A 6,129-nucleotide genomic window follows, 5' to 3' on the forward strand; every position below is an offset into this window, starting at 1 on the left:
CGGCGCAGAGAGGGGGCGCCAGCTCGGGTGTGTGCAGCGCCTCGCGCCCCCGTTCAATCTCCGGCCACGATGCCCTCGCGGCGCGGGTCGGCGCCACCCAGCCAGACCCGCTGGCCCCTTTGTGTGCCGCGCTGGATGGCTTGCAGGCCGCTGGTCATGACCGGTGTGTCCACCGTGTGGCCACGCGCGCGCAGGCCCTCGATGGTGGCGGCCGGAAAACGTTTTTCCTCCAGCAGCAGCGGGCCGCCGGTGGTGCCGAAGTTCGGCAGGTCGATGGCGGCCTGCGGCGTCAGGCCCCATTGCAGGGTGCCGTGCAGCGTCTTGGCGGTGAAGTGGATGATGAGCGCGCCACCCGGGCTGCCGGCGCTCATCAGCACCTCGCCGCTGCTGCGGTCGAACACCAGGGTGGGTGACATCGAGGAACGCGGCCGCTTGCCGGGTTCGACCCGGTTGGCAATGGGCCGGCCCTGGGCGTCGCGCGGCGCGAAGCTGAAATCGGTCAGCTCGTTGTTGAGCAGGAAACCGCCAGGGCGCTTCGGGTCGGTGGTGACCATCATGCGCGATCCGAAGGCGGCCTCGATGGTGGTGGTCATGGCCAGCGCGTTGCCGAAGGTGTCGACGATGCTGATGTGGCTGGTGCCGTACTCGGGCTGGTCCGGCATCGTCGCCCAGGCCGCCTGCACGCCGGCCGGTTGCCCGGCCGGTGCCTGCGGCATGCGTGCCGAGGTGATCAGGCGTGCGCGTTCGTCGAGGTAGCGCGCATCGAGCAGGCTGCTCCAGCGCCCGCCCGGGGCGGCGACGAAATCGGGGTCGGCCACGTACTGGGCGCGGTCGGCGAAGGCCAGGCGCGAGGCTTCGGTGTAGCTGTGCAGCCAGTCGGTGCCGGGCAGGCCACCCACCAGCGGGGCCTTGGCCTGTGGGGTGCGCGCCATCAGACCGAGGATCTGGCCGACCGCGATCGCGCCCGAACTCGGCGGGGGAAACCCGCAGACGCGCACCGTGCGCTGCGCCGCGGCCTGGTCGTCGCACAGGGCTTCGCGTTCGCGCGGCTGGTATTGCTTGAGATCGTTCAGGCTCAGCTGGCCCGGGCGCACCGGGTGTTGCCGCACCTTGTCGACGATGGCCTGCGCCACCGGTCCTTCGTGCAGCGCGATCGGGCCTTGCGCCGCGATGTTGCGCAGCACCAGGGCCAGCTCGGGGTTGCGCAGCACATGGCCCACCGGGTGGGGCTGGCCGTCGGGGCGGTAGAAGTAGGCCGCTGCCACCGGGTCGCTCTTGAGCGCGGTTTCGGCTTGCAGCAGCGTGTTCAGGCGCGGGCTGACCGCAAAGCCCTGTTCGGCCAGGGTGATGGCGGGCTCGAACAGGCGCGCCCAGGGCAGCTTGCCGTGCTGGCGGTGGGCCAGCGCGAGCATCGCCACCGCGCCCGGCACGCCGACCGACAGCCCGCTGGCCACGCCGTCCATGAAGGGCAGGGGCTTGCCCTGGGCGTCGAGGAAGAGGTTTTCGGTGGCCGCTGCCGGGGTCGTCTCGCGGCCGTCGTAGGCCTGGATGCGGCTGCCGTCGTGGTGCAGCAGGAAGGCACCACCACCGATGCCGCTGGACTGCGGCTCCACCAGGGTGAGCACCATCTGCACCGCAATGGCGGCGTCAACAGCACTGCCGCCCGCACGCAGGATGCGTGCACCGGCCTCGGTGGCCAGCGGGTTGGCGGCGGCCACCGCCTGGCGCTGAAAGGTCCAGCCGGGTTTGGGCGTCCAGCCGGAGCCGCCTTCGGGTTGTTGAACCGATGGCGTGGGCGGGGTTCCACAGGCGCTTAACAGGGCAAACGAGGCGATCAAACAGGCAAGGCGTCTCATGGCATGTCTCCTCTGAAGATCGGTTGCAAGGGCGTTTACCGTACCCCAGAAACGCCTGTGGACCGGCAGCGCCGGTCCACAGATGTAAGAAGCCGTTTCGATGCCGCAGTGCGGCGCCCCGGCTTACTTGGGTGCCAGGCGGATTGCGCCATCGAGGCGAATCACCTCACCGTTGAGCATGTCGTTTTCGAAGATGTGTTTGGCCAGCTTGGCATAGTCTTGCGGCGTGCCGAGGCGGCTCGGGAAGGGCACGCCGGCGGCCAGCGCGTCCTGCACTTCCTGCGGCATGCCGAACAGCATGGGCGTGCCGAAGATGCCGGGGGCGATGGTCATGTTGCGGATGCCGTTGCGCGACAGGTCGCGTGCGATCGGCAGCGTCATGCCGACGATGCCGCCCTTGGAGGCCGAGTACGCCGCCTGGCCGATCTGGCCGTCATACGCTGCCACGCTGGCGGTGGAGATCATCACGCCGCGCTCGCCGGTGGCCTCCGGCTCGTTCTTGCTCATGGCTTCGGCGGCCAGGCGGATCATGTTGAAGCTGCCCACCAGGTTGACCATGATGGTCTTGGTGTACACGCCGAGGTTGTGCGCGCCGTTCTTGCCCACGGTCTTCTCGGCCGGCGCGATGCCGGCGCAGTTCACCAGGCCCATGAGCTTGCCCAGGGACACCGCCTTGGCCACCACGGCCTGGCCATCGGCCTCGCTGCTCACGTCGCACTTCACGAAGGCGCCGCCAATGTCCTTGACCACCGCCTCGCCCTTGTCGGCCTGCATGTCCGCGATCACCACCGTGCCGCCGTTGGCCGCCAGCATGCGCGCCGTGCCTTCGCCCAGGCCCGATGCGCCGCCGGTGACGATGAATACCTTGCCTTGAATGTCCATGTTGTGCTCCTGTTGGATTGGGTTGAATTCTGGTGTGACGTTGACGTAAACGTCAACCTGGGGTGGATTATGCGACACCCGTTTGTCACGCCGCTGTCACGCGCTGCACCTAGCCTGAGCGCTTTGCCCCCTTCACGGAGTTCCCATGTTTGACAGCCCTGACGAGCTGATGCGCCGCATTCACACCGACCTCATGGACGGTTACGACGAAGAGTTGGAAATGGAACTGGAAGACCGCCAGCTGGACGCGCAGTCCGACGCCTTGCTCGGCGACGTCGCGCTGGCCGCGGAGAAGGAAGCGCGCCGCACCTACTTCCGCGAACTGTTCCGCCTGCAGGCCGAACTGGTGAAGCTGCAGGACTGGGTGGTGGCCACCGGCCACAAGGTGGTGATCGTGTTCGAAGGCCGCGATGCGGCGGGCAAGGGTGGCGCGATCAAACGCATCACGCAGCGCCTGAACCCGCGCGTTTGCCGCGTGGCTGCGCTGCCCGCACCGAACGACCGCGAGCGCACGCAGTGGTATTTCCAGCGTTACGCCGCCCACCTGCCGGCCGCGGGTGAGATGGTGCTGTTCGACCGCAGCTGGTACAACCGCGCCGGCGTCGAACGCGTCATGGGTTTCTGCACCGACGAACAGTACGAAGAGTTCTTCCGCTCGGTGCCCGATTTCGAGCGCATGCTGGTGCGCTCCGGCATCCAGCTCATCAAGTACTGGTTCTCGATCTCAGACGAAGAGCAGCACTTGCGTTTTCTGGGCCGCATCCACGACCCGTTGAAGCAATGGAAACTCAGCCCGATGGATCTGGAAAGCCGCCGCCGCTGGGAGCTCTACACGCAAGCGAAAGAGACCATGCTGGAGCGCACCCACATCCCCGAATCGCCCTGGTGGGTGGTGCAGGCCGACGACAAGAAAAAGGCGCGGCTGAATTGCATTCACCACTTGCTCAAGCAGATGCCGTATGGCGAAGTGGAACGCGCCACCATCACGCTGCCCGAGCGCGTGCGCCACGAAGGTTATCGCCGCCACCAGGTGCCCGGCGAGATCCACGTGCCGAAGGTGTACTGACTTCTCCCCGCTGCGCTGCGCGCAGCCCCACCAAGGGGGAGGGGCCTGTGGACACCACCATTCGCTCAAAAAGAAAGCCCTCGGCATTCACCGAGGGCTTTCTTCTTTGGTCGATCCGCCCCCAGTCCGGAATGCCGCGGAGCCGGCTGCGCCGGTCTGCAGGCATGCCCCATTGGCGGGGTGACGGCCCGAGCATCGGGCCGGCGCGGGGGTGTTTTTACTTGTAGCCGACGCGGTCCATCATCTGCTGGACCTTGCCCATGTTCTTCGCCACCACACCCAGCGGCACGGTTTCGGCCTTGAAGTTGTCGCCGCCCATGGCCTTGATGGCCGGGTTGTCGATCTTCAGGCCCTTGACGGTGGGGAACTCGTTGTTGCCGTTGGCAAAGTAGTCCTGCGCGTAGGGGCTGGCCAGGAACTCCATGAACTGGATCGCGTTGTCGCGGTTCTTGGCGTAACGCGCCACACCGGCTCCTGCAATGTTCACGTGCGTGCCGCTCGTGCCCTGGTTGGGGAACATCACGCGCACCTTGTTGACCACGGCTTTGTCTTCGGCCTTTTCCGACTTGATCAGGCGCGCGAGGTAGTAGGTGTTGGTGAGTGCCACGCCGCATTCGCCCGAGGCCACGGCCTTGATCTGGTCGGTGTCGCCGCCCTTGGGTGCGCGCGCCATGTTGTCCACCACACCCTTGAGCCAGGCTTCACCCTTCTGGTCGCCCAGGTGTTCCACCACGGTGGAGAACAGCGACAGGTTGTAGGGGTGCGAGCCGGAGCGCGTGCAGACCATGCCCTTGAGTTTGGGGTCGGCGAGTTGTTCGTAGGTGGCCACGTCTTCGGCCTTGACACGCGCCGGGTCGTAAACGATGACGCGGGCACGGGTGGAGAAGCCGGTCCAGGTCACGCCGTCGGCGGTGGCCGTGGCGCGCAGATTGGCGGGGATGGCGGTGTCCAGTTTGGCCGACTTGATCGGCTGGAACAGGCCCTGGGAGTCGGCCACGGCCAGGCGTGCGGCGTCCACCAGCAAGATCACATCGGCCGGCGATGCAGCACCTTCGGCGCGCAGGCGGGCGATGATGCCGGCGTCGTCCGCGTCCACGCGGTTGATCTTGATGCCGGTGGTCTTGGTGAAGGTGTCGTACATGGCCTCGTCGGTCTGGTAGTGACGGGCGGAGTACAGGTTGAGCACCTTGTCCTGCGCGAAGGCCGGCGCCTGAGCCACGGCGGCGACTGCGGCAAAGACCAGAGAGAGCTTGAGGGTGGAGGTTGTCATGAACGTCTTGCTGTGTGGGTTGTGAAGGGCGATGTCTGCGAGACAGGCCTCGGTTCGGCTGGGCGGTGCACCGCGGATAATCGAAAAAGATGCTAGCACAGACACGAATGGTTCTTAATGACGTTTGACAGATGGGCGGACCCGGTCCGCCGCGCGGGATGGATGGGTTTGCTGGCACTGCTCGCAGCCTGCGGCAGTGCACCCGTGAAGGGGCCCGACACCCCGCCATTGACACCCGTGGTGACCCCGGAGGCCGCAACACGGGCGCCGCGCCTCGGGTTGGCGCTGGGCGGTGGCGCGGCGCGGGGCTTTGCCCACGTCGGCGTGATCCAGGTGCTGGAGCAGAACGGCCTGCGCCCCGATCTGGTGACCGGCACGTCTGCCGGCAGCCTGGTGGGCGCGCTCTACGCAAGCGGCAAGACCGCCGCCGAACTGGAGGCCACGGCCCTGAGCATGGAAGAGGCCACGCTGACCGACTGGGCGCTGCCGATCTGGGGCCGCGGCATGCTGCGCGGCGAAGCGCTCACGCGTTTCGTGCGCCAGGGCGTGGGCGGCAAGGTGCTGGAAGACATGCGCCTGCCACTGGGTGTGCTGGCCACCGACCTGGGCACCGGGCAGGGCGTGTTGTTCCGCCGCGGTGACACGGCGCAGGCGGTGCGCGCCTCCAGTGCCGTGCCGGGTGTGTTTGCGCCAGTGCGCATTGCGGGACGCGACTACGTGGACGGCGGCCTGGTGGCGCCGGTGCCAGTGCGCTACGCGCGCGAGATGGGCGCCGAGGTGGTGCTCGCGGTGGACATTTCCAGCGCGCTCGACGGCAATGCCGCCACCGGCAGCGTGCAGATCCTGCTGCAGACCTTTGCCATCATGGGCCAGAGCATCAACCGCAACGAACTGACCGGGGCGGATGTGCTGGTGGTGCGCCCGGCGCTGGTGGGCGTGAGCGGTGCCGACTTTTCGGCCCGCCTGCGCTCCATCGAAGCCGGCCGTGCGGCCATGCAGGCGGCGCTGCCGCAACTGCGCAGCATGCTGGCCAAACGCCTGCCGGTGCCGGCAGG

5 protein-coding genes are annotated in these 6,129 nt (G+C 67.5%); 2 read left to right on the forward strand and 3 right to left on the reverse strand.

The annotated features are described in order from the left end of the window. Nucleotides 1-53 precede the first annotated feature (53 nt). The gene (locus HPA01S_RS18110) at nucleotides 54-1,856 is read right to left on the reverse strand and encodes a gamma-glutamyltransferase family protein (protein WP_066272177.1); all 1,803 of its coding nucleotides are present in this window, start codon (nucleotides 1,854-1,856) and stop codon (nucleotides 54-56) included. A gap of 123 nt (nucleotides 1,857-1,979) precedes the next feature. Continuing rightward, entirely contained in the window at nucleotides 1,980-2,738 is a 759-nt protein-coding gene (locus tag HPA01S_RS18115; protein ID WP_066272178.1) for a 3-hydroxyacyl-CoA dehydrogenase, read from the reverse strand. Between the two features lie 145 nt (nucleotides 2,739-2,883). Here HPA01S_RS18115 and ppk2 point away from each other — a divergent pair, with 145 nt between their 5' ends. Next, a complete protein-coding gene (gene ppk2 / locus HPA01S_RS18120) occupies nucleotides 2,884-3,804 on the forward strand; it encodes a polyphosphate kinase 2 (protein WP_066272179.1) in 921 nt (306 codons plus the stop codon). A gap of 217 nt (nucleotides 3,805-4,021) precedes the next feature. On the opposite strand, the gene HPA01S_RS18125 is transcribed toward ppk2, so the two are convergent. Beyond that, the gene (locus tag HPA01S_RS18125) at nucleotides 4,022-5,074 is read right to left on the reverse strand and encodes an extracellular solute-binding protein (RefSeq protein ID WP_066272180.1); all 1,053 of its coding nucleotides are present in this window, start codon (nucleotides 5,072-5,074) and stop codon (nucleotides 4,022-4,024) included. A 162-nt stretch (nucleotides 5,075-5,236) separates the two neighbouring features. Between HPA01S_RS18125 and HPA01S_RS18130 the strand changes: the two genes are divergently transcribed. Next, on the forward strand, nucleotides 5,237-6,129 hold an 893-nt coding region (locus tag HPA01S_RS18130), incomplete at its 3' end, for a patatin-like phospholipase family protein (protein ID WP_066272181.1).

The sequence above is a fragment of the Hydrogenophaga palleronii NBRC 102513 genome, assembly GCF_001571225.1.
GTDB classification, from domain to species: domain Bacteria; phylum Pseudomonadota; class Gammaproteobacteria; order Burkholderiales; family Burkholderiaceae_C; genus Hydrogenophaga; species Hydrogenophaga palleronii.

What these genes read in the sequence shown, in the direction of transcription:
- HPA01S_RS18125 (WP_066272180.1), bottom strand. Translation starts at nt 5,074, where the DNA reads ATGACAACCTCCACCCTCAAGCTCTCTCTGGTCTTTGCCGCAGTCGCC.
- ppk2 (WP_066272179.1), top strand. Translation starts at nt 2,884, where the DNA reads ATGTTTGACAGCCCTGACGAGCTGATGCGCCGCATTCACACCGACCTC.
- HPA01S_RS18110 (WP_066272177.1), bottom strand. Translation starts at nt 1,856, where the DNA reads ATGAGACGCCTTGCCTGTTTGATCGCCTCGTTTGCCCTGTTAAGCGCC.
- HPA01S_RS18115 (WP_066272178.1), bottom strand. Translation starts at nt 2,738, where the DNA reads ATGGACATTCAAGGCAAGGTATTCATCGTCACCGGCGGCGCATCGGGC.